The organism is Pseudomonas sp. C321 (genome assembly GCF_055407105.1).
The window spans coordinates 78779-102915 of record NZ_JBUZRB010000005.1 but is presented as its reverse complement, the minus strand read 5'-3'; the positions used below and the strand labels follow the sequence as shown (position 1 = coordinate 102915).

Genomic DNA, 24137 nt, shown 5'->3' with positions numbered 1-24137 from the left:
ATAGCCCTTCGATCGAATAGGTCACAACCACATGACTTCTTTGTGGGCTTCAATCTGTTCGATTGAGTGCAAACAAGTCCAGAATTGAGTCTTTTCCTGCTTCGGCAAGAAAATAAACCCCTTAAATTTCAATGGGCCGGACGGTTGCTGGGGCAGCTTGGGTAGCGAGATGAGCATCTGGCCCCTGGGTAGAGTTATCCGCAAGTCAGCCTCAGAGAAGCCCAGGCGCGACGTGATGAGGCGTGTGCCTTGGCTGCCCAAGGCATCAACCCCTATGAGTACCGTAAACAACCAAACGCAAGTGGCTTGTGTCGGGGGGCGCGGCGTTATCTGAAGAAGGGCCTGGAGAACAGGTCAAGGGTCTGGATCAAATGGGTGTCGTCACGCAGTGTGGGAGTAATCTCGGGGACAAACCAGTTGGCCAGACTGAAAGACCTGAGCATGTCGATATAGCGGGTCACTGCATCCAGTTCCAGGGGGTAGTTACTGAGCAGTTTGTCTTCCCTGAACGCTCTGGCCAAGAGTCGCTCACGGTCATGGGGTAAGTTGAGCTCGGTCATAACCTTGGAAGCGATATCGGCATATCCCAAACCGCTTGGGTGCATGCCGTCCACGCTCAGGTAACCGCCGGCCTTCAGGCGAGTCAGCTGTGGTGAGGAAAAGTCCAGCTTGCCGTCCAGGTAACGGTTGTCGACGAGTTGCTCAGGGGTTGCCCGTAGGCGCAGGTGCGGGTCCAGATGATTCTTGTAGTCGATCTCGTCCAGCTGTTTGTAGCTGTCTATAAAGTGCAGTCGGTTCTCGCTGTGGGTCGCGGCCGCGGCCTGAATGAAGGTCTGCCGGATGCGCTGGTTAACCTCCGCCACATTCCGGTCGACGCTGGCTACCAAGGTGCCGGGAAGCCTGGCGGCGCTAGGCTGCAGCCGGGCAAGATAAGCTTCGGCATAGCCGTCCTGGCGGTCGTTGGACGTCGGCAGCAGGGCAGCTACTGCGCTAACCTTCGGCAGTAGCACGATCACTACCTGGTGTACGCCTGCGGGTAACTTTGCGATGCGCTGCGCCACCACTTCCCATTGTTCGAAGTAACCGCGGCCTTCTGGGTCTTCCCCTTGGGTAATGCCAAGTCCAGGTTTCCCTTGGAAGCCGAACTCGAACAGCCCGTGGTTGTGTCCTGATTGGATCAGTAGGGTTTCCGGCTGCCGAGCCTCAACCCAGTCCAGCGGGGAAAAGTCATTGAAGTCGGGATGGTTTTGCGGGTTCAGTACGTACTTGCCGTTGATTGCGACGTGCAGATCGGGAATGCTGTCGAGGTGCTCCAGTATATTGCCTTGGGTGCGATCGCTTATGTCGCTTTCATAACGCCTGGCCGAGCAACTATACAGGTCGTGAACCTCGCTTCCGGCGATGGCAAGGTTATCGAAGGACTGGCTCCTTGAGTCCGGCGCTTGCGTGCGCCACTGTTTGAGGTTGTTTGTCAGTCGCGCTGGCAGGCCGGCTGCCAAGGCGAGCGTCTTGGGGGAGAGCAGTACGGGATCCAGGCGCCTGAGCTCTTCTTCAAGGTCGAATAACACCGGCCGTGGATGATCGGGGGATACGAAGCTCCAGCCCTGTTCGGCAGCCATTCTGGCTGGCCAGGACTGCGCACAGTACTCCGCCTTTACTGTCAGGCTCCTGCAGCCTTGGGGTAGCGAGTCGCCGATCGCCATCAGTTTTGGATTGAGCCTGAATATCGTCATGGTGTCAGCCCTTGGATGGGGAGATGAGGTGTTTCCTCTCGCGGGAAATACCTGGACGCTGCGGAACATTAAGCCATCCTAGAACCTGACTCAGACCTTCCCCTTGAGCGCAGGCTTGATCGAATCCGCCGTAGTTCTGAAGATGCTGAACTCGATGGGCTGACCGCTGGCGACAGTGATGCTCATGACGTTCGAGTGGGCGCCATAGAAAGTGTTTTTCCTGATCGTGGACTTGTATTGAAGTCCATCCCTCGTCTCTGTCTTGGGCGACTCGTAATGGAACTCCAGAGGCAGACTGGGTGTGAATTGGTTGATCGGACTAGACATGAGTTCGTGGATAACGGTCTTGTTTCCTGCGCTATCAGATATTTCCATGTCGGCGCAGTACGAGGTGTGCATGTCGCCGGTCAGGAATACAACATTACTGATGCCATTCTTCAGGATGTATTCCAGGATCTTTTCTCGTTGAACCTTGAAGGCTGGATCACACCATTTATCCTGCTCCGGGTTCTTCACTGCTCCCACGAAGGGAACGCTGGTAACGATGAACTTGGTGTTGTTCTTGTACTGACCCATCCAGGCGAGCAAGTTTTGGAGTTGCTTGTCGTCGATCATTTGCCCAAGCCCGGATATGCGTGAAGTGCGCGTATCAAGCACGAAGAATTGAACGTCGCCATAGCTGAAGGTGTAGTAGTACTGGTCGGGGGCGCCCAGTGTGATGGGGTTGTGAGAGTGTTGGAATTCCCAGTAGGCTTTGAGTGCTATGCGCGGCAAGGTACTCCCGAGTCCACCGCGACCATTTTCGTAATTATTAATGATCTCGTGGTCATCCAGGATCATGTAATGCGGCAGTTCGGTCAGTACTTTCTTGGCCGGGATGCAGTCATCCCAGGCGTCCAGATACTTGTCCCGATAATGTTCCAGGCTGGCCTCAGGCTTGAGCGGAATATCGGCATATATCTGGTCGCCTGCATGGATCATGAAGCGCGCCTGGGTTTTTGCTGCGACTCTGGAGATAGTTACCCAAGACTGGTCTGGCCGTTCCAGGATGCCAAGTGAGTGCAGGTTGCAGGAGCCGAGCAAAAAGGTGAATGGTTGCTTGCTGGTTTTCGGGAAAGTCTTGAATCGGCCTTCGGCGTAGGCATCCCTTATGCGTGCATCAGTTGGGTCTTCGAGTCTTTTCCCAAAGGCTACCTTCACCTTGTAATCAGTGTTGGCAGTCAATCCGGTGAACTCATGAACAGCGGTAAAGAACTCGGATTCCTGGGTTAGGATAGGGAATTCATCCAATTTCTTGTTGCTGGCTGGGTTGATTAACTGAACGAAGGCAACTGGCCAGCGGGCTGACGCTCTGACCCAGATCTTGGCGGAAGTGCCCGTAGTGTGTCCCAGAATAAGTCTTGGCATTCGAATGTTCCTTTTGTATGCGGTTCCTAAGCTTGCCAAGACGTTGCCGGCTTGGCTGATATGCGCTGAGGATGCTACGAATCGAACAGCTTGTTCTGGTGAGCAAATGGCTTCGTTACATTGTCCAAGGCGCGCGTGAGTGAATTGTAGATGCCAAAATGGCGTATGCCAGTTTTCTCGGCAAGCACTCGGTGCACTGATGCTGGGGAGGGTAGACCCGCCAGAGTGGCGGGTCTGAACGGGGAGTCAGAGCTTCGGCAACTGCCCAATACGGCCCATCATTTCGGTCACGACCTGCAGGTCCAGCAGGAACTGGTTGACGGTCTTGAACTCGTTGTCGGTGTGGCCGGTGTACTTGACGTTCGGCATCGCCAGGCCGAATTGCACGCCATTAGGCAGTTCATGTACTGAGGTGGCGCCGGCGGAGGTGCCGTACTTGTGTTCCAGGCCCAGGTTTTCGCTGGCCACGGCCAGCAGGGCCTTGACCCACTCACCCTCAGGGTTGCGGTACATCGGCTCGGCGATCGAGTAGTCGAAGGCCACCGCAATGTGGCTCTTCTTGCTCCAGGCGCCAAGCTTATCGGCGATTTCTTTCTTGAGCGTTTCCGGGGACTTGCCGACCGGCACCCGCAGGTTGACCGCGAGCTTGAAGGCTTTGTCATCCATCCCGACATAGGTCAGGGAAGCGGTCAGCGGTCCCATGAACTTGTCGGAAAAGCCAACCCCCAATTTGCCACCCAGGTAGTCCAGGCCCCAGTTGTCGGCGGCGTAGCGGGCGGCGTCGGTGATGTGGTTGTGCTTGAGCGCGACCTTGCCGTCGAGGCTATTGATGAAGTCCAGCATCCTTGCCACTGGATTGACGCCTGACTCGGGCTCGGAGGAGTGGGCGGAAACACCGGTAACCGTCAGCTTGACGTCCTTGCCGACGACCTTGGCGGTCACGCCGAAGTTGCCGCCATTGCGCTTGGCATAGTCGGTACCGGCCTTTTGCAGGCTGGCGGCCAATTCAGCGGGCTTGTCACTCACAAGAGTGGCGACCGAGGTCGATGGAATCTGGTTGGTTGCCAGGCCGCCCGTCATCGAGGTGATCTCGGCGCCAGTGCCTTCTGCCTTACGCCGGGAAAAGTTCGCCATGACGGTGCCGTAGCCTTTCTCGGCGATCACTACCGGGTAGCCGCCATCCAGCGCCAGGTTGTAGTTAGGTGTCGGGTTGCGTTCGAAGTAATAGGGGATGGCGTCGCCGGTGGTTTCCTCAGTAGTGTCCACCAGCAGCTTGAAATTTCTCGCCAGCGCCAGCTTCTCTTCCTTGATGATCTTCATGGCGTAGAGCGTCACCACGATGCCGTTCTTGTCATCCTCGGTGCCCCGGCCATACATGCGGTCGCCCACCAGGGTGACCTTGAACGGATCGAGGTGGGTGCCGTCTTCCAGGACCCAGTTCTCAGGCGTCACGGGCACTACATCGGCATGAGCGTGAATGCCCACGACTTCATCGCCACTGCCTTCCAGGGAGATTTCATAGACGCGATTGTCGATGTTGCGAAAGTTCAGGTTGAAGGCCTGGGCAAGGCCTTTGATCTTGTCGGCGATCTTGATGAATTCGGGATTGTTGTGCTGGTCAACGCCGTCTACGCGAAAGGTTGGGATGGCCACCAGCTCACGAAGGGTCTCGGTGGCCGCGCTGCCGTATTTCACCCGTGCATAGAGGCCAAGCAGACGATGGATCTCGTTCTGCTGTTCAGGGGAAAGGGTCTTGTTACCGAGGAAGGCACTGATTGCCGGGCCGATATCGGCAGTTTTGGCCAGGTCGCTCTTGGCCAGGCGGTCCAGGAACTGCCTGAAATCCGTGACCGATGTGTCACTGAAGGTCTTGAGGATGGTCGCGCTCTGTTGCGGGGTGATGTTGGCCTGCGCAACCGTGGTGAGCGACGAAAGGCTGGCCAGGATCAGGGTGGTCGCAGCCAGGTGCTTGAGTGAGAAATCCATTGCTGGGGACATTCCTTTGCAGGTTGAAAGTGAGAAATATCTGATAGATGAGACGAAACATTTCCAAGCTAACACCATGAGGGAGCGGTAGGGGAGCCCCAGAAGTAGTATCTGTCGCACAGCAATGCAAAAGCGGCGCAGAAACGAAAAGACCCAGGGCGTTAGCTGTGTACTAGATCCAGACGTCATTCATCATCGTCCGTTCTCCCCCTTGATCGCCGGTGTTCAGCACTCCACAGGGCTCTATCAACAGCAGCTTGACCTCTCCTTCAGCATAAGGTTTGTGCTCAACCCCTTTGGGCACCACATACATTTCGCCTTGATTGATCAGCACCGCACCATCGCGAAAATCGATGCGTAACCTGCCCTCCAGGACGATAAAGGTTTCATCCGTATCGGCATGACTGTGCCAGATGAAATCGCCTTCGATTTTCACAGCCTTGAATTGGTAGTCGTTCATCTGGGCGATGACCTTGGGCGTCCACTGTTCGCTGAACAGGGCGTACTTTTGTGAAAAGTTGATCGCGGTGTATGGGGGGATAGCGGATGAGTCAGGCATGGCGGTCTCTCGGGTGTTCAAGAAGTCGAAGCCTGACGTTAATCCCGCCATGCCCACGCGTATTGCACGATTGTGCATCCACCGCCTGATGCCTGTTACGCCGACAAGCGGCAACGACTACCGACCGAGGGCTATTTCGTCAGCCTGATAGCGTTGGCGAGCGGTTTTGTAAACAATAGCGGCATATCCCAACGCGCCTGTCTCCAGGGGCGCCGTCGCTATTTGTTTTCTACCGAGATGCCCATGTCTGTTCTGATCCCCAATACCTTTTTGCCTCGCCCACTTCAGACCGAGGTTCAGCCATGAGCGATACTACGATCGAGCTGATACAAACCGGCCCGGAGCAGGCTCAACTGATCCGCAACCTCTACCAGTTCTATGCCTATGAATCCTCGGACTGGGAGGAGGAAGACGTCGAAGTCGATGGCCGTTTCTATATCCATGAAGAGCATCTGGCCCGCTACTGGCAAGACCCTCAATGGAGCGCCAACCTGCTGTTGGTCGACGGTTTTATCGCCGGCTTCCTGCTGATTGAGCAGAGCGAATTGCCGGGGCTCAATGCCCTGGAGCTGGCAGACCTGTTTATCTTGAAACGCTATCGGCGCCAGGGTATCGGCCGCGCCCTGGCCACCCAGGTACTGACCAGCGGCGAGGCCGACTGGCTGGTGCGCTTTTATGACCAGGATGAAGCCTCACAAGCGTTCTGGCGCACGGTGCTGGATAACCTGCCACGGCCGGTGCAGGCCATCGAGCTGGATGATGAGCCGCAATTGTTGAGTTTCCTGGTGACGCGAGCAGTGCATTGAGGGGCGGTTTTTGGTTGCTGGCACTTTGCCTTACGTGCTGGCATGCTCTCGCCCATTTGGGCAGTGGACGCTGCTCTGGCAGACGTGGTCATGGAGAGCAACGTGGGTTTAGAAAAAAAGGCCAAGGCAGCACAACTCAGTGTGCTGAGCAGGTATGACGTACTCGCCGATTTTTCCGGTGAGGAAGAAGCCGTGCTGGACCGCATCCTCAAGGGCAAGGTAGCGATAGGCGCCGCGCAGGCCATGACTTTCGCGGGCTGGTGCGATGAGATGCTGGGCCTGGGCCGGCGTGTGCCGGTGGCACGTTTCGATGACGCAGTGACCGGGCAAACCCGCATCAGCACGCTGGCGCTCGGTCTTGACCTGGCCAAGTCCCTCAAGGCGCGCGACAAGCTACTGACTGCGCCAATCAAGGGCCACCAGCAACACATCCAGCAGTTGCAGGATCAGTTGCGCGTGCTGACGCATCAGGAGGCTGCTGCGCTGGAGAGTGATGCTTCGGGGCGCTTGCGCTATTGGTACGGCGATGCGACTGAACGTTTGCAAGTCATCTTGTGGGACATCAAGGACATTGAAGGGCCAATCCACGAGTACCAGGGGCACTCCAACAGGGATTACCGCCAGCTTCTCCTGGAGATTATCCTGGACGCATTGTCGTCATTGGATCACCTGGGCTTTTTTATCAACGTGAAGTTGCAGGATGCCTCGGATAAAACGCCTGTTCCTGCGCCGGTAACGCTGCATCGCGGTCAACCGCTTGAGGGTGATCCCTACGATCAGGAGCGCTTCAGTTTTGAGGTCAAAGACGTTCAGGCCGATATGCTCGATGCGGCCAGCGCGCGTGTGCGCCCTTGGCAGGCGCTGGACGCCATCGATCAGCAAACCCGTTTCAATTGCCGCGTAGAAGTTGCCGTCAGTAAAACCCCCGGCCTGGGCGAGGGCGAGTTGCTGCACTTGTCATGCTACCTGCACAAACTGTTCGAGACTCTGGCCAGGTCCGGCGACAGTCGGCCACGTGGTACCTTGCGTGAAACAGTGATTCTCTGCCTGTTACTTGCCTGGACAGCACCGTGCATGCCCGCCCGAAATCACCGCCAACAGCAGCAGTTGCTCGGCTTGCAAGACACCTTCTACCGTGACATTCGACCGAAGAACTCGGACAAGTCGAGAGCTGCGTCGGACGTGTCGGCAGGCCAGATCGTCGAGCATTTGTTGCGAATTATGCGGGTGCAGATCCAGCACTGAGGGGCGCCAGCAGGTCGATGGCCGCCAAGAAAACCGAGCATCACCAGGCGGCCTTCCAGGGCTAGGGCGGCGATGATGAGCGGCAAGGCGTGATACCCGTCCAAGTAGGCACCCGGACGGGTCGGTGATAAAGGCGCGGCGAGCGAGCCGCGCCTTGTGATGCAAGGAGGGGCAAAGACTCAGCGACTGAGAAACGCCAGCAAGTCTTCATTCAAGGTCTGGGCATGGGTAGCGGCAAAACCGTGGGGCGCGCCCGGATAGACCTTCAGCTCGGCGCCCTTGATCAGCGAGGCGGCAACCTTGCCGGTGGTTTCAAACGGCACGACCTGGTCGGCATCGCCATGGATCACCAGGGTCGGCACATCGATCTTGGCCATGTCTGGGCGCAAGTCAGTTTCCGAGAAGGCGGTGACGCAGTCCACGGTAGCCTTGAGGGACGCCAGCAGGGCGATGTTCAGCGTCTGCGCCAGCACACCGTCCGACACCTTCTGGCCTTGATTGAGACCATAGAAAGGGGTGCTGAAGTCAGCGATAAATTGCGCTCGATCCTTCAGCAAACTCGCCTTGATGCCATCGAACACGGCACTGTCGACACCTTGCGGGTAATCGGGCTTTTTACCGAGCAGCGGTGTCACCGCGCCCAGCAGCACCAGGCCTGCGACACGCTTGCTGCCGTGGCGGGCGATATAGCGGCTTACATCGCCACCGCCCATGGAAAAGCCCACCAGGGTGACTTCCTGCAAGTCCAGGTGGTTGATCAAACCTGCGATGTCATCGGCGAAGGTGTCGTAGTTGTTGCCGGTCCACGGCTGGTCGGACCGCCCGAAGCCACGCCGGTCGAAGGCAATGGTGCGGTAGCCGCGGCTGCTCAGGTACTCCATCTGGTATTCCCACATGTCGGCATCCAGCGGCCAACCGTGGCTGAACAGCACCGGTTTACCGGTACCCCAGTCCTTGAAATAGATTTGAGTACCGTCTTGGGTGGCGAACGTGCTCATGGAAACTCCTTGGGTTGTGGGTCAAGAGTGGCAAGGCTCACTATTGCTGGAAACCAGGCGATGGACTTGTACGGATGTGCTCGATTGAACGGTTCAGCCGCTATGCTGGTCAACTGATCTTCAATGTCTTAAATGAGGTGAACGAAATGGTCAAGACTTACAGTTACGCCGCCCGTGACTCCAAGGACTCGCTCAAGCCCTTCACCTTCGAACGTCGTGCACCGGGAGCGGACGACGTGCAGATCGACATCCTCTATTGCGGCGTTTGCCACTCGGACCTGCACACCGTGCGCAACGAGTGGAACAACACCCTTTATCCTTCGGTCCCTGGTCATGAAATCGTCGGCCGGGTCACGGCGGTGGGGGCCAATGTCAGTAAATTCAAAGTTGGCGACCTGGCCGGTGTCGGCTGTATGGTCGACAGCTGCCAGAAGTGTGCGTCCTGCGCCGAGGGTGAAGAGCAGTACTGCGAGAACGGTTTCACCGGCACCTACAACGGCCCGGTGTTTGGCGGCGAGAACACCTTCGGCGGTTACTCGGACAGCATAGTGGTCAAGGAGAAGTTCGTCCTGCGCATCTCCCACGACGAAGCCCAACTGGCGGCTGTCGCTCCTTTGCTGTGTGCGGGCATCACCACTTATTCGCCGCTGCATCACTGGAAGGTTGGCCCCGGTCAGAAAGTCGGGGTAGTCGGCCTGGGTGGCCTGGGCCATATGGCGGTCAAGATTGCCCATGCCATGGGCGCGTATGTGGTGCTGTTCACCACCTCGCCCAGTAAGCGTGAAGATGGCTTGCGCCTGGGCGCTGATGAAGTGGTGGTATCAAAGAACCCGGATGAAATGGCCAAGTTTGCCAATAGCCTGAACTTCATCCTCAACACCGTGGCTGCGCCCCATAACCTGGACGCTTTCCTCAACCTGCTCAAGCGCGACGGCACCATGACGTTGGTCGGTGCGCCGGACAGCCCGCATCCATCGCCTTCGGTGTTCAACCTGATCTTCAAGCGCCGCAGCCTGGCGGGGTCGTTGATTGGCGGTATCCAGGAAACCCAGGACATGCTGGATTTCTGCGCCAAACACGGGATTGTCTCGGATATCGAGATGATCGATATCCAGAACATCAATGAATCCTACGAGCGCATGCTCAAGGGCGATGTGAAGTATCGATTTGTGATCGACATGGACAGCCTCAAGCAGGAAAGCCACGCAGCCTGATCTCGTTACTGCGGCATAGCAGTCGAGTGGAACGAGGCTGCGTCCGAGGACGCAGCCCTCGCCAATCTCACGGATGTTCCAGGTGACACCGCACTTGCTGGTGCACACTGCCCGCCAACCGTTGTGGCTGCTCGCAGCCTTCGGCGCGGCGCGGGCAGCGTTCGAGAAAAAAACAGCCGCTGGGCAGTACCCGATTACCCGGTAGCTCCGTGGGCGCGCTGATGTATTCATTGTCCAGCGGCACCCCCAGCCGTGGTACTGCGTCCAGCAACAGGCGCGTGTACGGATGGCGCGGCTGCTCCAGCACCTGCTTGGCACAACCCAACTCGACGATCTGCCCCAGGTACATCACCGCTACCCGGTCGGCCATGTGCCGCACCACCGAGACGTTGTGGGAGATCAGGATATAGGTCAGGCCCAGGCGCCGTTGTAGTTCGGCCAGCAGATTGAGGATCTGCGCCTGGACCGAGATGTCCAGGGCCGAGGTTGGCTCATCCAGCACCAGGATGCTCGGGTTGGACGCCAGGGCGCGGGCGATGGCGATGCGTTGCCGTTGGCCGCCGGAGAATTGGTGGGGAAAACGGTCCAGGTATTCGGCGCGAATGCCCACTTGCTCGGCGACCTTGGCGGCGATGCCGCGCATCTGGTTGCGGGGTGTGCCGCCGAGGGCGAACAGCGGTTCGGTGATGATCTTCCAGATTGGCAAGCGTGGATCGAGGGACGATTGCGGGTCCTGGAACACAATCTGCACATTGGCATGGCGCTCCTTTGCGCTGCTGTAGACCCAGCGCACATCACCGGCGCTGGGCGCCACCAGGCCCATCAGCAGTTGGGCGAGGGTGCTTTTGCCGCAGCCGGATTCGCCGACGATGCCCAGGGTTTCTCCGGGGCGGACCTGCAAGTCGATGCCGTTGAGCGCGTGGGCAAAACCCTGGGGACGGCCCAGCCAGTCGTTGCGCACCGGGAACTTTACCTGCACGTCCCTGAGGGTCAGTAATGGATCTTGGGAAACAGTCATTACACAGGCTCCGCAACGGATAGCCAACATGCGCTTTTACGTTGGCTGGTCGGGTCGATCAGGTTAAGGCGCGGCCGCTCGGCACATTGGTTCATGGCCTGGGGGCAGCGTTCGCGAAAGGTGCAGCCAGCGGGCAGGGCGGACAGGTTCGGCACTTGCCCTGCAATGGTCAGCAAGTCCTCGCCGGGCTCTACCTGTTCGGGCAGGCCGCTGAGCAAGCCTTGGGTGTAAGGGTGGCGCGGATCGCCCATCACCAAGGCTGTTGGCCCTTCCTCCACCACCGCGCCGGTGTACATCACGTAGACCCGGTCGCAGAACTGCGAGACCACCGCCATGTCGTGGGTGATCAACAAAATCGCGGTGCCGCGCTGGCGAGCCTTTTCCCGCAGCAGCAACAGCACCTGGCGCTGCACGGTGACGTCGAGGGCGGTGGTCGGTTCGTCGGCGATCAGCAGTTGCGGATCGCAGGAAAATGCCAGGGCGATCATCACCCGCTGACGCATGCCGCCGGACAGCTCGAAAGGGTAGCTGTCGAGGATCTGCTCGGGGTCGGCAATATGCATGTCCCGCAACAGGGCGAGGGCCTTGGCCTTTGCCTCGGCCTTGCTCAAGTGTTGGTGGTGGATGATCACATCGAGCATCTGTCGGCCGATACGCCGAGTTGGGTTGAGGGCGGTCATGGGCTCCTGGAAGATCATCGCCGCGTCACGGCCACGAATCTGCAGCAGCTCTTTTTCGCTAGCACCGAGCATGTCACGGCCGAGCATGTGCAAGCTGCCGTTGGTGATCCGGTAACTGCGCTCGGGCAGCAGGCGCAGGCTGAGCATGGCGGTGACGGATTTTCCGGAGCCTGACTCGCCTACTACACCAACGATTTCTCCCGGATTGACATGCAGCGACACGCCGTTGAGAGCCTGGACATTGTTGCGATAAGCCGGGAATTCCAGGCTCAGGTTGTCGATGGCGAGCACCGCTGGGCTGGACATGGTCATTTCCCCTGTTGCCGTGGGTCGAGCAGGTCACGGACACCGTCACCCAGTAGGTTGAAACCGGTGGCGGTGATCAGGATCGCCAGCCCCGGAAAGGTCGAGTACCACCAGTTGTCGAGAATGAAATTGCGCCCGGTGGCGACCATCGCGCCCCATTCGGCAGTGGGCTGTTGCGCCCCCAGGCCGATAAAACCCAGGGCCGAGGCCATGAGGATCGCGCTGCCGATGTCCAGGCTCAGTTGCACCAGCAACGGCGGCATGGCATTGCGGCCCACGTGCCAGGAGACGATATGCCAGCGCCCGGCGCCAAAGGTCTGGGCCGCCTTGACGTAACCCATCTGGCGAATGGTCAGGGCTTGCCCGCGGGCCAGACGCACGTAGAACGGAATGCGCACCACGGTAATCGCCAGCATCGCGTTGAACAGGCTGGGGCCCAGCGCGGCGGCCAGGGCCATGATCAGCACCAGCGATGGCACCGAGAGCATGATGTCCATCAACCGCATGATTAAACCGTCAAAACGCCCGCCGATGATCCCCGACAGGCAGCCCAGCACGCCACCGGCCAAGCACGAAGAAAACGCCACGAACAGGCCGACGCCCACCGATTGGCGACTGCCATACAGCACCCGGCTGAACAGGTCGCGGCCCACTTCATCGGTGCCAAACCAATGAGCGGCCGACGGTGCTGCCAGGCGTTGGGCCAGGTTCAGCGCATTGGGGTCGTGGCTGGCCAGCCACGGGGCGAAGGCCATGCAAATCAGCACCACCAACGTGATGGTCAGGCCGGCGATGGTCAGCGGGCTGCGTCGCACCTGATAACCCAGATAGGCCAGGCGCGCACGCAAGGTTGGGCGTTGGGCCAAGGGCACCGGCAAAGGCATTGTCAGCGGAGCAGTCATCTCAGTTCACCTTGCCGATACGTGGATCGATGACCCGGTACAGCAGGTCGATCGCCATGTTGAGCAGCACATAAATAAACGACACCAGGATCGCGAAACCCATCACCGCCGGGAAATCCAGGGACTGGATCGACTTGACCACATAGGCGCCCATGCCCGGCCAGGCGAACACGGTTTCGGTGAGCACCGCGCCGTAGAGCAAGTCGCCCAGGGTCAGGCCGAGCACGGTGACCGAAGGGATCAGCGCGTTGGGCAGGGCGTGGCGCAGGATCACCGCCCAGCGCGACAGGCCATAGGCGCGGGCGGTGCGGATGTAGTCCTCGCCCAGTTGATCGAGCATCGCCGAGCGAATCTGTCGGGCCACCACGCCCAGGTTGACGAAGCCCAGGGTGATCGCCGGCAGGATCAGGTGTTGCAGGGCATTGAGGAACAGCGGGATATCACCGGCCAGCAATGAGTCCACCAGGTAGAACCCGGTAATGGTGCGCGGTGGTTCCAGGCCTTCGTCCAGCCGACCGCTGCCGGGCAACCAGCCGAGTTGCCCGTAGAACAACACGATCAACCCCAGGCCAAGCCAGAACGCCGGAGTGGAAATGCCGGTGACCGCCAGGGTGCGGGCGATCTGGTCGATGGCGCGGTTGTGATAGACCGCCGACAACACCCCCAGCGGTACGCCCACCAGCACCGACAGCAGCAGCGCGGCGATGGCCAGTTCCAGGGTAGCTGGGAAGAACGCTTGCAGGTCTTCCAGCACCGGGCGGCTGGTGCGGATCGAGGTGCCGAGATCGCCGTGGAGCAGGTCGCTCATATAACGGCCGTACTGCTGGTACAACGGCAGGTCGAGGCCCAGTTGGTGACGGATGTTCTCGACGATGGCGTCGCTGGCCCGGTCACCGGCAATCAGCCGTGCCGGGTCACCCGGGATCAGATGGGAGATGCAAAAGGTAATCAGCGAAACCCCGACCACGACCAATAACAGGCCGAACAGGCGTTTGCGCAACATATTCAGGAAGGCCATGGGGGCTCCTCGGTAACACAGGACGAACGATGTTCAACTGTAGGAGCGAGCTTGCTCGCGATGGACTTGAAGGCGCCGCGTTCATTCAGGATGCCAGCATTATCGTTAGCGACCATCGCGAGCAAGCTCACTCCTACATGGGGTTGCGATCAGGTGGCGACTACTTGCTGATCTCCGCCACGTTGAACACCTGTTCCAGCATCGGATGGAACACGTAGCCCTTCACCGAATCACGCATCGGCAGGCTGTAGTTCTTCTGGTACAGGTAGGCGTAGACGCTGTCCTTGAGCACGATCTTCTGCGCCTGCTGGTACAGTTCGATGCGCTTGGCGGTGTCGTTGTTGGCGGCGGCATCGCGGATCAGCGTGTCCACTTGCGGGTTGCTGTAGAACGAGCGGTTGCCTGCCAGGCCTTGCAGGTTGGAGTCGAACCAGAAGTTCATGAACATGTAGGGGTCGGCGAAGTCCGGGCTCCAGGAACCGATGGCCACGTCGAAATCACCCTTGCCCAGGCGTTCGCGCATCGTGGCGTTGGCCAGTTTTTCCATCTTCAGGTTGATACCCAGCGGCGCCAGGCCGGCTTGCAGGGTCAGGCCGATGGATTCCCAGTTGGCGTCCTTGTCCGAGTAGACAAAGTTCAGGTTGCTGATTTTTTGCGGGACTTTCTTGAGGTTGGCGCCAGCGGCGTCCAGGTCCTGTTTCATCATCGGCAGGCTGGAGTCATGCGCCCACATGCCATCGGGAATCGGCCCATTCATCAACTTGGCCTGGCCCTTGAGGATGCCGTCGACAATGCCTTGATAGTCGATAGCGTCGATGATGGCCTGGCGGGCGTTCTGGTTATCCAGCGGGGCCTTTTTGTTGTTCAGGTACAGGTACGTCACCCGCAGCGACGGGAACTTCTCGACCACGATTCCGGACTTGCTGGCCAGGGTGGTGAGCTGGTCTTCGGGCATGTCTTCGATGATGTCCAGGTCGCCGCGTTCCAGTTGCAGACGGCGCACGGAAGCCTCGCTGATGATCTTGATCACCACCTTGTTCAGGCTCGGCTTGGGGCCTGCATAGTAGGTGTTGGGCTCCAGGGTCAGGGACTGGCCTTTCTGCCAGTTGCTCAGGCGAAACGCGCCGGAGCCTGCCGTGTGGGTGGAGAGGTAGGCGTTGACGTCTTCGCCCTTGTTCACCACGTCCGGGTTGATGATCCCGGCGCCGTTGTGGGCGAGGGTGAACAGGAACGGCGCGTAGGGTTTGGTCAGGGTGAAACGCACGGTCAGCGGGTCGACCACGCTCACCGTCATGTCATCCGGGAAGGCGCCGGACGGGCCTTGCTTGAGCTTCATCATACGGTCGAAGGAGAACTTCACCGCATTGGCGTCCACGGTGGCGCCGTCGTCGAACTTGTTGCCGGGTTTGAGCTTGAAGTCCCAGACCAGGCTGTCGGCCGAAATACTCCAGCTGTCGGCCAGGTCGCCCTGGACGTCGGTGCTGCCCTTGCCGTTCTCGACCTTGTAGGCCACCAGTTTCTGATAGGCCGGGTAGGTCACCGCCCAATCGTTATTGTCGATGGTTACGGCGGGGTCGAGGGTCTGCGGGTCGGCAGCCTTGCCGATCATCAGGGTGTCCTTGGGCGCGGCGGCACTTGCCGATTGCCAGGCGCCGAGGCTAAGGGCGGCGCAGAGCAGGGACAGCGCGAGGGTGTTCACGGTTTTAAGGGTCATGCCGGTTTCCTTGATCATTATATGAAGGGAAGGTCGTCAGTTTTTTATTAAATCTATAACCGGGCAGTTGGATCTAAAACGTGCAGCTTATTGTTATGGGTGTGGTGGTGAAGGATCAGCGGGGCTCCTCGATCAATGGGTACTGCTCGGCACTGGGCAGTTCGTAGTGCCACCATTCGGTGTCGATGCTCTGGAAGCCGGCGCTGAGCATGATGCCCAACAACAGCAGGCGATTGCGTTGCACCTGCGGCGGCAGGTCGGCGTAGAACGGGTGGGACTTGGCTTCCATGGCGTCGAAGGCCGTGCCCATGTCCAGCGGCTCGCCGTGCTCATCGATCAGCGTCAGGTCGACGGCCACGCCACGGGTGTGGTGGGAGCCCAGGTGCGGGTCGCGCACATAGTCCGGGTTGGGCAGCGCCTGCCACAGCAATTGCTGGGCATACACGGGGCGATAGGCGTCGTAGAGGCGCAAGGTCAGGCCTGCCTGGCGTGCGGCGCGGCTGGCCTTGTGCAGGCAGGCGGCGGCTTCGCTGTGCAGCAGGCAGCGGTTATTGCGATAGATCACGGTGCCTGTCAGGTTGTCGGCACTGGCGTAGATCATGTCGATTTGCACCCCGTACGCCTGAGGGTCGATTTCTATCAATGGGTGGTTGTTCACTCAAGCACATCCTCTCAAGATTCGAACTGGCCGAACGCCTGTTGCAGGGCACGGTTTTTCGCTAGGCGGGCGTCCAGGCGATCGCCGTACTGCTCGGCGACGGCGGACACTATGAGGTTGAACAGGCAGGCCAGGGGGGCCAGAGAATCCCAGAACTGGCCGACATCGGTTTTCAGTTGCAGCAGGTCCAGGTCGTAGTCTCGGGCCCAGGGGCATTGCAGGTCGGTGATCAGCGCCAGCGGCAGATCGTGGGCGTTCGCGGCTTCGCAAAAGGTCGGGGTGACGCTGGAGTAGGCGCGAAAGTCGGAAATAATCGCGTAGGGCTTTTCGAAACCCGAGTTCAGGGTCTCGGCGTAGATCCCCGATAGGCCGTCGACGTAATAGACCTTGGGCCGGATATATTCCAGGTGGCTGTGGAAGGCGTTGAGGATGCCGCGAGTGGACTGGATGCCGAGGATGAACACGGCATCGGCTTCGACGATGTGCCGCACGATATCGGAGAAGGTCTTGCTGCGGGCCAGGCCATAGACGTGCTGGATGGCTTCGATTTCGCGGTTCAGAGAGCGGTCGAGGGCGTCTTCCTGGTCATTTTCATTGCGAAAGGCGCTGAGCCGGTCGGTGATCAGCCAGGAGGGTTGGTCATCGCCCCGCAGCCCTTGCTTGACGTCATCGAGGTTGCGATAGCCGAGGGTACGCAAGAAGCGGCCCACCGAAATGCCGGTGGTGCCGGCTTGTTGGGCGATGCTGTCGGCGGTTTCGAACGGCAGCTGTTGCAGGTTGCCCAGCAAATAGGTGGCGATACGCTTGCCGGTGGGCGTCAGCGTGGGGAACTGTTGTTCCAGCGTCAGTTGGAAGCTATTTTTATCCATGACGTTCTCAAGGCGGGCGCCGATGTTATTTATGTTTCATGCTTGTCCATTGTGTTAGAAACATAACATCGGCGTTCATGGCATTACAATGGCTTTTTCTGCGAACGTTGAATATAGGGCAACAGCAGGGCCAGCGTCAGTGCCGCCATGGAGATCAGCCCGAACCAGCCCACCGGTCCCATGGCCAAGCCCCAGACCTGCACGCTGACGGCGAAACTGGCCACCAGCATCAGCCAGCCCATGACTCGCAGCGTGTGCCGGCCAGCGCGTGAGGGCGGTCGGTGCCAGACCTGCTTGTAATGCCGTTCGAGTCCCAGGCACAGGCCGAGCATCCCACTGTAGGCCAGCAGTAACGCAGCAATCAGCGCCATTTCAATTGACCTCCAAAGCGGCAAGTTTGGCGGCACGGCGGGGTGCAGCTTGCTTGGGCGGTCGCGAGAGTTTCCAGCAGGGCCATGCCAGCAGTACGCCGAGGCCTACCGTTGTGAGGTGCAGGTAGAAATAATCACCGCGGCTGACACCCAGCAGGTTCAGCGCCGGCAGGCCGATGCACAGCAGCGCGGCCAGCCCCAGTTGTTCACGCCAGGCAGCTCGCCACGGGCGCACGATGGCGTGGCCCAGGCTCAGCAACCAGACTAGGAAGAACACCCGCACCTCCCAGCCGCCACGCTGGGCCAGTTCCGCTGGCAGCAAGCGGTTGGCCCAAAGAAGGGCGGCGCAGGCCACCATCAGCCCAGCTACCACGGCGATGTTGAGGCGTTCGGCGCTGTGGTACAGCAGGGCGCCGATGGCACCTTCGCTGTCGTGGCGACGGCGGCGCTTGACGGTGAACAGCACCACGCCAGTGGCAAGCATCGCGCAACTGGCCAGGCCGCAAACGAAGTACAACCAGCGCATCGGGTAGCCGCCGAACTGGGCGAAGTGCAGGCCGGCCATGACCTTCTGCGTCAGCAGGCTCGGTCGACTCACAGGGGGGGGACGCAGGACTTTGCCGCTGACGCCATCGAACAGCATGCTCTGGCCCTTGGTCAGTTCGATGCGATTGCCCAGCACCGGGCGGGCTTCGATGCGCGCGTCACTGCGGCCAGGGTTCTGGATCGACAGCCCGGCGACGGGCCCCATCGCCCGTTCAGCCTCGGCCAGCAGCGGCCCCAATGCCGTCAATGCAGCCGGTTGGCTCGGCTCGCCGCGATGTGGCCGCTCGCCCCGAACCGGTTGCTCGGCAGGCGTGCCACGGATCGCCCGGCCGACGCTTTCGCGGTCACCATGGAACAGTGCGTCCACCGCTGCCGGCATATAAATCAGGTAGAAAATCACCAGCCCGGTGTAGGTGATCATCAGGTGAAACGGCAGCACCAGCACGGCCGTCGCGTTGTGGGCGTCGAGCCAGGAGCGCTGGCCCTTGGCGGGACGGAAGGTGAAGAACTCCTTGAAGAATTTCTTGTGAATGACGATACCGCTGAGCAGCGCCACCAGCATCACTATGGCCGCCAGGCCGACGACCCAGATGCCGAGGTTGCGCGGCAGGTTGAGGGTGAAGTGGAAGCGAAAGAAGAAGCCGCCGCCTGCGGTTTCGCGTACCTGCAGCGCCTCGCCCGTGTTCGGGTCGAGTGGAGTACCACCGCCACGGCGTTGCTCCCCGGCGGACACCGTAAGATTGTCTGAGCGTTCGCCGGGCAAGCCGATGTTCCAGGTGTGGGCTTGCGGGTGATGGGCCTGCAAATAGTCGAGGGCATGTTGTGCGGCGGCGCTCTGATCGAGGGTGGCGGCCGGTATCTCCGGGCGCATCCAGCCATCAATTTCCTTGTCGAACATCGCCAGGGTGCCGGTGAGGAAAATCGCAAACAGCAGCCAGCCAAAGACCAGGCCGCTCCAGGTGTGCAGCCAGGCCATCGCCTGGGTCAGGGTCTTGTGTTTCATCCCAGGGCCTCCAGCCATTGTGGCCAAAAGCCGATGGCCGCCAGGGGCAGCGCCAATGCCATGCCCGCCCACGCGCGTCGAGTGTTGCGGCACGCGAAGACCCAGGTAATCGCCAGGGTATAGATGAGGAAGGAGAGCAGGCTGGCAGTCACCATTGCATCGACCTTGTCCATTGGCAGCAAACGCGCCAGGGCAGCGGTAAAGGCGTAGGTGAACAGGTAGCCACCAAGCAGTGCGGCGGCGATACGGGAGATTATCGGCCAGGCAAGGGATCTTGTTTTCATGGGGGGACTCATCAGTGGCCTGAAGGCAATGCCAGTCGGCTGAGACTGTTGTGGCAAGCCCCCTTGCCACAACAGGCCTCAGGGCCTTGGCTCAATCAGAACGAGGTGGTGATCGACGCGTAGAACGACCGTCCCGGCTCGTTGTAAGTGCTTGCCCCGGCGCTGGTGCCGGCGCCTTCGCGGTACACGCGCTTGTCGAATAGGTTGTTGATACCAGCTCCCAGCGACAGGTTCTTGTTCACCTCATAAGTGCCGCCCATGCCCCAGATATGGTACGGGTCGAGGGTCTTTTGCTCATTGGCTGCAGTGACCGGCGAGTCGCGAGACGGGTTCAGTACCCGTGGTTCCTGCTTGCCGTACCAGGTGCCGGTCAGGCTCACGGCCAGGGCCTCGTTGACCTGCCAGTCGAGCATGCTGTTGACCGTGTACTTGGGCACCACTGACAGCGGGTTGCCGTCGCCGTCTTTGTTTTCCTGCATGTAAGTGAAGTTGGTGTTCCAGCTCAGCGTCTCGCCATGGGTACCCAGCAGCGGGATACCGAGGTTGCCTTCCCAGCCCTTGACCACCGCGTCCTTGGCGTTATCCCACTGCAATACGGCTTCGTTGTTCACGGTTTTGCTGATCAAGTCATTGGAGGAGACGATCTTGCTTTCATAATCGTTGCGAAAATACGTCGCGCCTGCAGTCCAGCCATCACGGGCAAAGGCGATGCCCAGTTCCTTGTTGATGCTGATCTCGGGGTCGAGGTTCTCGTTACCCAGCACGTAGCAGCCATTGGCATTGAGGCTCGGCGCGCAGCCGTTGCCCCTGCTGTAGTACAGGTAATTTGGGTTGGACTGGTACAGGTTCGGCGCCTTGAACGCCCTGGCGATACCGCCCTTGAGGGTGATGTCTTCGGTCAGCTTGTAGGAGGTATTAAGGCTTGGGCTCCAGTTGGCGCCAAACTGATCCTGATGGTCCAGGCGCAGGCCGGGCGTGAGGAACCAGTCCGGGGTCAACTCGATGTTGTCCTCGGCAAACAGCGCCATGATGGTCGTGTCCATGTCGGTGGGGCGGGCGCCGGCTGCCGAGTTGGGCAGGGTGGTGCCGATGGCGCGGTTCATGGTGCTCGGGTCGTCGAGGGTCTGGCGGTTCCATTCGGCGCCCACCGTCAGCATCTGCGGCAGCAGCACTTGCAGCGGGATGTCCAGCTGGCCCTGGACCAGGTAGCTGTCATAGGTGCTGGTGGTCTTGCTGGCATTGGCGCTGATATCGCCGTCTGCCGAGCCGGCATTGCCTTCCAGCAAACGGTTGTTGCGGGTTTTCTCGTACTGGGCCAAGAGCTTGGAGCTACCGAACGACCAGTCGCCGCGATGGGTGGCGGAGAAGGTCTGGCGGTACATGGTGTTGGTTTCGCGCCCCAGCCAGCCGTTGATGGTGCTGCCCGGTACCAGGGAGTCGGTGCCGCCGGTGCCGACGTCGCCGGTGTAGATGTTGCCCTGGCGGCTGAAGCCGGCTTCCAGGTCGACGGTCTGCCGATCATCCAGTGCCCAGCTCAACAGGCCATTGAGATCCTTGTTGCGCACACCTTCGCGGCCCGCGGCCAGGGAGGCGCCGTTGGCAGTGTCGGTGTTGCCGGCGTTGATGTCGGCGTCGTCGGCATCGGTCTTGTTCAGGTTGCCGTAGACGCGAAAGGTCAGGGCATCGGTCAGCGGGCCGGAGAGGCTGAAGGTGGTGCGCTTGGTCATGCCTTCGGCGTCGTCTTCGGGCAGGTTGGTGAAGGCTGACAGCGAACCGCTCAACTTGTCGGTAGGGCGCTTGGTGATGATGTTGACCACGCCACCCATGGAGCCAGAGCCGTAGCGGGCCGCCGCCGGGCCGCGCAGCACTTCGATGCGCTCGACTTCATTGGCCGGCACCCAGTTGCTGTCGCCACGGGTGTCACGCTCACCGGAGCGGGTGTAGCGTACGGCGTTGCGAGAGGTCACGGGTTTGCCGTCGATTAGGATCAGGGTGTTCTCCGGGCCCATGCCGCGCAGGTCGATCTGGCGATTGTTACCACGGGTGCCGCTGGCGCTGTTGCCGGTCAGGTTGACGCCGGGCATCTTGCGCACGATCTCGGAGAGGTCATTGACCGGAGGCCGCTTCTTGATGTCTTCGGCAGTGATCAGCGACACGCCGGAGGCCTGTTTCAACTCTTCTTCAGCCGTGGCCACGACATGGGTTTCACCCAGTTGCAGCGCGTCTTTTCCCGCCTCCCGATTGCCCTCGGCCGTTTCGGCCAAAAGCGTGGCTGGCGAACAGGCCATCAGGGCCAGGACAAGGTGACTGAGCTTGAATCGCGGGTGCATCGACAACACTCCTGTTGCAGTGTGAAACAGAGGAGAGCGTGAGCGTCGTCGGACCTGCGGTGCGTATCGGCTCACCCATGACCTCCATGGATTGGCGCGAATGCTAGTGATTCTCAAATAAGAGTAAATGTAATTTACAATTTATACACTTTCAGCCGCAGATGCAGGCGCAGGCCGGGTGCGGCGTTTTCTGCCCACAGTTCACCGCCTTGCAACTGCACGATGCTGCGGGCAATCGACAGGCCCAGGCCAAAACCATCGCCTCCCGGTCGCGCGGCGTTAAGACGAGTGAAGGGCTGGAAGATCTGTTCGAGCCTCTGCGGATCGACGCCGGGGCCTTGGTCTTCAATCTGCAGGTGCCAATAATCACCATCCAGGGCACCGAGCAAACGTACGGCACCGTCTTCGGGCGAATGGCGGATCGCGTTGCGCAAGATGTTTTCCAGGGCCTGGGCCAGGCCGTTGAGGTTGCCCAGCACACAGCAGTCTTGCGGCAGTTGGCAGGGCAGGCGTTCGCTGGGCCAGCCGCTTTCGAAGCAGGCGTCCTCGCGCAGCACTTCCCAGAGCTGTTCCATCTCCACTGCTTCCAGGGGCATCAGCGGGCGCTCGGTGTCCAGCCAGACCAGCTCCAGGGTGTTGCCGATCAGCCGCTCCATGCCTTGCACTTCGCGGTCCAGGCGCTGGCGCATGGCGACCGAATCCGGCTCGCGCTCACCGGCCACCCTTAGCCGGCTCAAGGGTGTGCGCAGCTCGTGGGACAAGTCCTGCAGCAAGCGTCGCTGTAGTACTACCGTACTTTCCAGGCGCTCGGCCATATGGTCGAAGGCCCGGCCCAGTTCACCCAGCTCATCGCGTCGATGCGTCACTGGAGGGCCGACCCGCGCGGCCAGATCGCCAGCGCTCAAGGCGTTAGCCTGACGCCGCAGAATCACCATGGGCGCAATCAGTACCCGGTACAGCAGCGCGCCGAACAACAGCGCCAGGGAGGCCGGCAGCCCGTGCTGCAGCACGACATTCCACAGGTCATGGTCCTTGCGCGGATCAAGGCGCAGTGGCAGCTCCATCACCAGCCGGGATTGGTCGTCGCTGAACGGCATGACGAACGTCGGCCGGCCACCGGGGCGTCCCACCGACCAGCCGACGTCGCGCACGAAATCCAGCTTGCGCCGCTCGCGGCCTCTCAATGGCCGCGAAGACAGCGAGTTCTGACTCCCATCAACCACCACCGCCCAGACCTGCTCGCGCTCGCGTAGATCTTGCAAAAACTCATCGACGCCCGCCGTGCCACGCTCACGCCAGGCAGTTTCGGCCTGGCGTGCATAGTCATTGAGGATCTGCTGGGTGGGCCCCGGCAAGTGTGCGGTGGCCTCGTAGAGGCGCTTGCTCAGATCGATCTGCAAGGTGACCACCAACAGGCACAGCACCGCCAGCACCCCGGTCAACTTCCACAGCAATGAGTGCCGGTTGGGCAGCTTCATGCCGCCAGCCGCGTCAGCATATAGCCCGTACTCCTGACCGTTTCCACACGCCCGGCGGTATAGCCGATGGCCTGCAACTTGCGCCGAATGCGGCTGACATGCATGTCCAGGCTGCGATCATGTTGGGAGTAAGCGCGGTGCATCACCTGCTGATAGAGGAAGGCCTTGCTCAGCACTTCGTCGACGTGAGCCACCAGGGTTTCCAGCACCCGGTATTCGGTGGTGGTCAAGTCGGCCCATTGGCCGTCCTGGCTGACATCGGCGCGCTGTTCGTCAAACAGCAACTGCGGGTCGTGGCGCACCCCGCCTGGCACCTCATGCTCGTAGGCCACCCGGCGCAGGATGGCGTCGATGCGCACATCCATCTCCAGCATGCTGAATGGCTTGGGCAGGTAGTCATCCGCACCCTGGCTGAAGCCGGTGATGCGATCCTGTTCGGCGCCCAGGGCCGACATCAGGATCACCGGCACCCGTTGATGGCGACGCAGTTGGGCCAACACCTCAAGGCCGCTGCTGCCGGGCAGCATGATGTCCATCAGAATCAGGTCGAAATCCTGGTTGCGCACCAGGTCGACGATCTCGCCACCGTCATGGCGCAACGTGACCTCGAAACCCCGCTGGCTAAGGTGATTGCCAAGGTGAGCGGCGAGCACCGGGTCATCCTCAACGGCCAGGATTCGGCCGTGAGCGGGAGGCGAGTGGGGGAGCAGCATGGGAACTTCCTGCGAATGCGAATGGTTCTATATTGTGCATTCTGACAAAAGCCAGGGAACATTCCTACCCGCTGCGTCTTATCACCTCATCTCTCGGATGATTTTGCAGAATACCGGGTCATCCAGGTGCGCCACATTCAATCGGGCCCAGGGCACGATATTTTTCGGCTGGAACGCCTAAGAAAGTAACCAACAAACGCTTACTCCACGGATCGGCCCTTGCTCCGGTTGATGGGGCAGGCAAATCAAAAACCAGATCAAAAGCCAGATCAAAAGCCAGCGCCAATCCGCTTTTCTGT

Annotated in this window: 21 protein-coding genes and 1 pseudogene; 4 read left to right on the top strand and 18 right to left on the bottom strand. The window is 60.2% G+C overall.

The window, feature by feature from the left end; translation table 11 throughout:
* Positions 1-204 precede the first annotated feature (204 nt).
* Positions 205-279: pseudogene (locus ACZRJ6_RS16185) on the top strand (integrase); the annotation flags it as partial.
* A 47-nt stretch (positions 280-326) separates the two neighbouring features.
* On the opposite strand, the gene ACZRJ6_RS16180 reads toward ACZRJ6_RS16185, so the two are convergent.
* The 4 genes from ACZRJ6_RS16180 to ACZRJ6_RS16165 form a co-directional block, all read right to left on the bottom strand.
* Positions 327-1619, bottom strand: coding sequence for a hypothetical protein (locus tag ACZRJ6_RS16180; RefSeq protein ID WP_463969538.1), 1293 nt, complete (start codon positions 1617-1619; stop codon positions 327-329).
* A 204-nt stretch (positions 1620-1823) separates the two neighbouring features.
* On the bottom strand, positions 1824-3140 hold the full coding sequence (locus ACZRJ6_RS16175; protein ID WP_463969539.1) for an alkaline phosphatase D family protein: 1317 nt from the start codon (positions 3138-3140) through the stop codon (positions 1824-1826).
* A gap of 246 nt (positions 3141-3386) precedes the next feature.
* Positions 3387-5126, bottom strand: coding sequence for a dipeptidase (locus ACZRJ6_RS16170; RefSeq protein ID WP_463969540.1), 1740 nt, complete (start codon positions 5124-5126; stop codon positions 3387-3389).
* A gap of 172 nt (positions 5127-5298) precedes the next feature.
* Positions 5299-5685, bottom strand: coding sequence for a cupin domain-containing protein (locus ACZRJ6_RS16165; protein WP_463969541.1), 387 nt, complete (start codon positions 5683-5685; stop codon positions 5299-5301).
* A gap of 302 nt (positions 5686-5987) precedes the next feature.
* Between ACZRJ6_RS16165 and ACZRJ6_RS16160 the strand changes: the two genes are divergently transcribed.
* Entirely contained in the window at positions 5988-6491 is a 504-nt protein-coding gene (locus tag ACZRJ6_RS16160) for a GNAT family N-acetyltransferase (protein WP_463969542.1), read from the top strand.
* A 102-nt stretch (positions 6492-6593) separates the two neighbouring features.
* A complete protein-coding gene (locus ACZRJ6_RS16155; RefSeq protein WP_463969543.1) occupies positions 6594-7736 on the top strand; it encodes a hypothetical protein in 1143 nt (380 codons plus the stop codon).
* 179 nt (positions 7737-7915) lie between these two features.
* Here the strand turns inward: ACZRJ6_RS16155 and ACZRJ6_RS16150 are convergent, their stop codons facing one another.
* Positions 7916-8734, bottom strand: a complete 819-nt coding sequence (locus tag ACZRJ6_RS16150) for an alpha/beta fold hydrolase (protein ID WP_463969544.1) — start codon at positions 8732-8734, stop codon at positions 7916-7918.
* 146 nt (positions 8735-8880) lie between these two features.
* Between ACZRJ6_RS16150 and ACZRJ6_RS16145 the strand changes: the two genes are divergently transcribed.
* Complete coding sequence (locus tag ACZRJ6_RS16145) at positions 8881-9948, top strand: NAD(P)-dependent alcohol dehydrogenase (RefSeq protein ID WP_463969545.1); 1068 nt, start codon at positions 8881-8883, stop codon at positions 9946-9948.
* Between the two features lie 67 nt (positions 9949-10015).
* Here the strand turns inward: ACZRJ6_RS16145 and ACZRJ6_RS16140 are convergent, their stop codons facing one another.
* The 13 genes from ACZRJ6_RS16140 to ACZRJ6_RS16080 form a co-directional block, all read right to left on the bottom strand.
* Positions 10016-10966, bottom strand: a complete 951-nt coding sequence (locus tag ACZRJ6_RS16140) for an oligopeptide/dipeptide ABC transporter ATP-binding protein (protein ID WP_463969546.1) — start codon at positions 10964-10966, stop codon at positions 10016-10018.
* The gene (locus tag ACZRJ6_RS16135; RefSeq protein ID WP_463969547.1) at positions 10966-11958 is read right to left on the bottom strand and encodes an ABC transporter ATP-binding protein; all 993 of its coding nucleotides are present in this window, start codon (positions 11956-11958) and stop codon (positions 10966-10968) included. The genes ACZRJ6_RS16140 and ACZRJ6_RS16135 overlap by 1 nt, the downstream gene beginning before the upstream one ends.
* Positions 11955-12836: a D,D-dipeptide ABC transporter permease gene (ddpC, locus tag ACZRJ6_RS16130; RefSeq protein WP_463969598.1), complete on the bottom strand. Its 882-nt coding sequence runs from the start codon at positions 12834-12836 to the stop codon at positions 11955-11957. The genes ACZRJ6_RS16135 and ddpC overlap by 4 nt, the downstream gene beginning before the upstream one ends.
* Positions 12837-12855: 19 nt before the next feature.
* A complete protein-coding gene (locus ACZRJ6_RS16125; RefSeq protein WP_463969548.1) occupies positions 12856-13872 on the bottom strand; it encodes an ABC transporter permease in 1017 nt (338 codons plus the stop codon).
* Between the two features lie 160 nt (positions 13873-14032).
* Positions 14033-15604 carry an ABC transporter substrate-binding protein gene (locus tag ACZRJ6_RS16120; protein WP_463969549.1) on the bottom strand — a complete coding sequence of 524 codons (1572 nt, stop codon included), beginning with the start codon at positions 15602-15604 and terminating at the stop codon, positions 14033-14035.
* 97 nt (positions 15605-15701) lie between these two features.
* On the bottom strand, positions 15702-16244 hold the full coding sequence (gene ddpX, locus ACZRJ6_RS16115) for a D-alanyl-D-alanine dipeptidase (RefSeq protein WP_463969550.1): 543 nt from the start codon (positions 16242-16244) through the stop codon (positions 15702-15704).
* A 14-nt stretch (positions 16245-16258) separates the two neighbouring features.
* Positions 16259-17113 carry a MurR/RpiR family transcriptional regulator gene (locus tag ACZRJ6_RS16110; RefSeq protein ID WP_463969551.1) on the bottom strand — a complete coding sequence of 285 codons (855 nt, stop codon included), beginning with the start codon at positions 17111-17113 and terminating at the stop codon, positions 16259-16261.
* An 83-nt stretch (positions 17114-17196) separates the two neighbouring features.
* Positions 17197-17484, bottom strand: coding sequence for a DUF3325 domain-containing protein (locus ACZRJ6_RS16105; protein WP_463969552.1), 288 nt, complete (start codon positions 17482-17484; stop codon positions 17197-17199).
* Between the two features lies 1 nt (position 17485).
* Positions 17486-19033: a PepSY-associated TM helix domain-containing protein gene (locus tag ACZRJ6_RS16100; RefSeq protein WP_463993549.1), complete on the bottom strand. Its 1548-nt coding sequence runs from the start codon at positions 19031-19033 to the stop codon at positions 17486-17488.
* The gene (locus ACZRJ6_RS16095; RefSeq protein WP_463969553.1) at positions 19030-19317 is read right to left on the bottom strand and encodes a DUF3649 domain-containing protein; all 288 of its coding nucleotides are present in this window, start codon (positions 19315-19317) and stop codon (positions 19030-19032) included. Before ACZRJ6_RS16095 ends, ACZRJ6_RS16100 begins: the two co-directional genes overlap by 4 nt.
* Positions 19318-19412: 95 nt before the next feature.
* Positions 19413-21647 (bottom strand): FepA family TonB-dependent siderophore receptor, encoded by a 2235-nt coding sequence (locus ACZRJ6_RS16090; protein WP_463969554.1) that lies wholly within the window; start codon positions 21645-21647, stop codon positions 19413-19415.
* A gap of 134 nt (positions 21648-21781) precedes the next feature.
* Positions 21782-23125 (bottom strand): sensor histidine kinase, encoded by a 1344-nt coding sequence (locus ACZRJ6_RS16085; RefSeq protein WP_463969555.1) that lies wholly within the window; start codon positions 23123-23125, stop codon positions 21782-21784.
* Entirely contained in the window at positions 23122-23838 is a 717-nt protein-coding gene (locus tag ACZRJ6_RS16080; RefSeq protein WP_463969556.1) for a response regulator transcription factor, read from the bottom strand. Before ACZRJ6_RS16080 ends, ACZRJ6_RS16085 begins: the two co-directional genes overlap by 4 nt.
* Positions 23839-24137 lie beyond the last annotated feature (299 nt).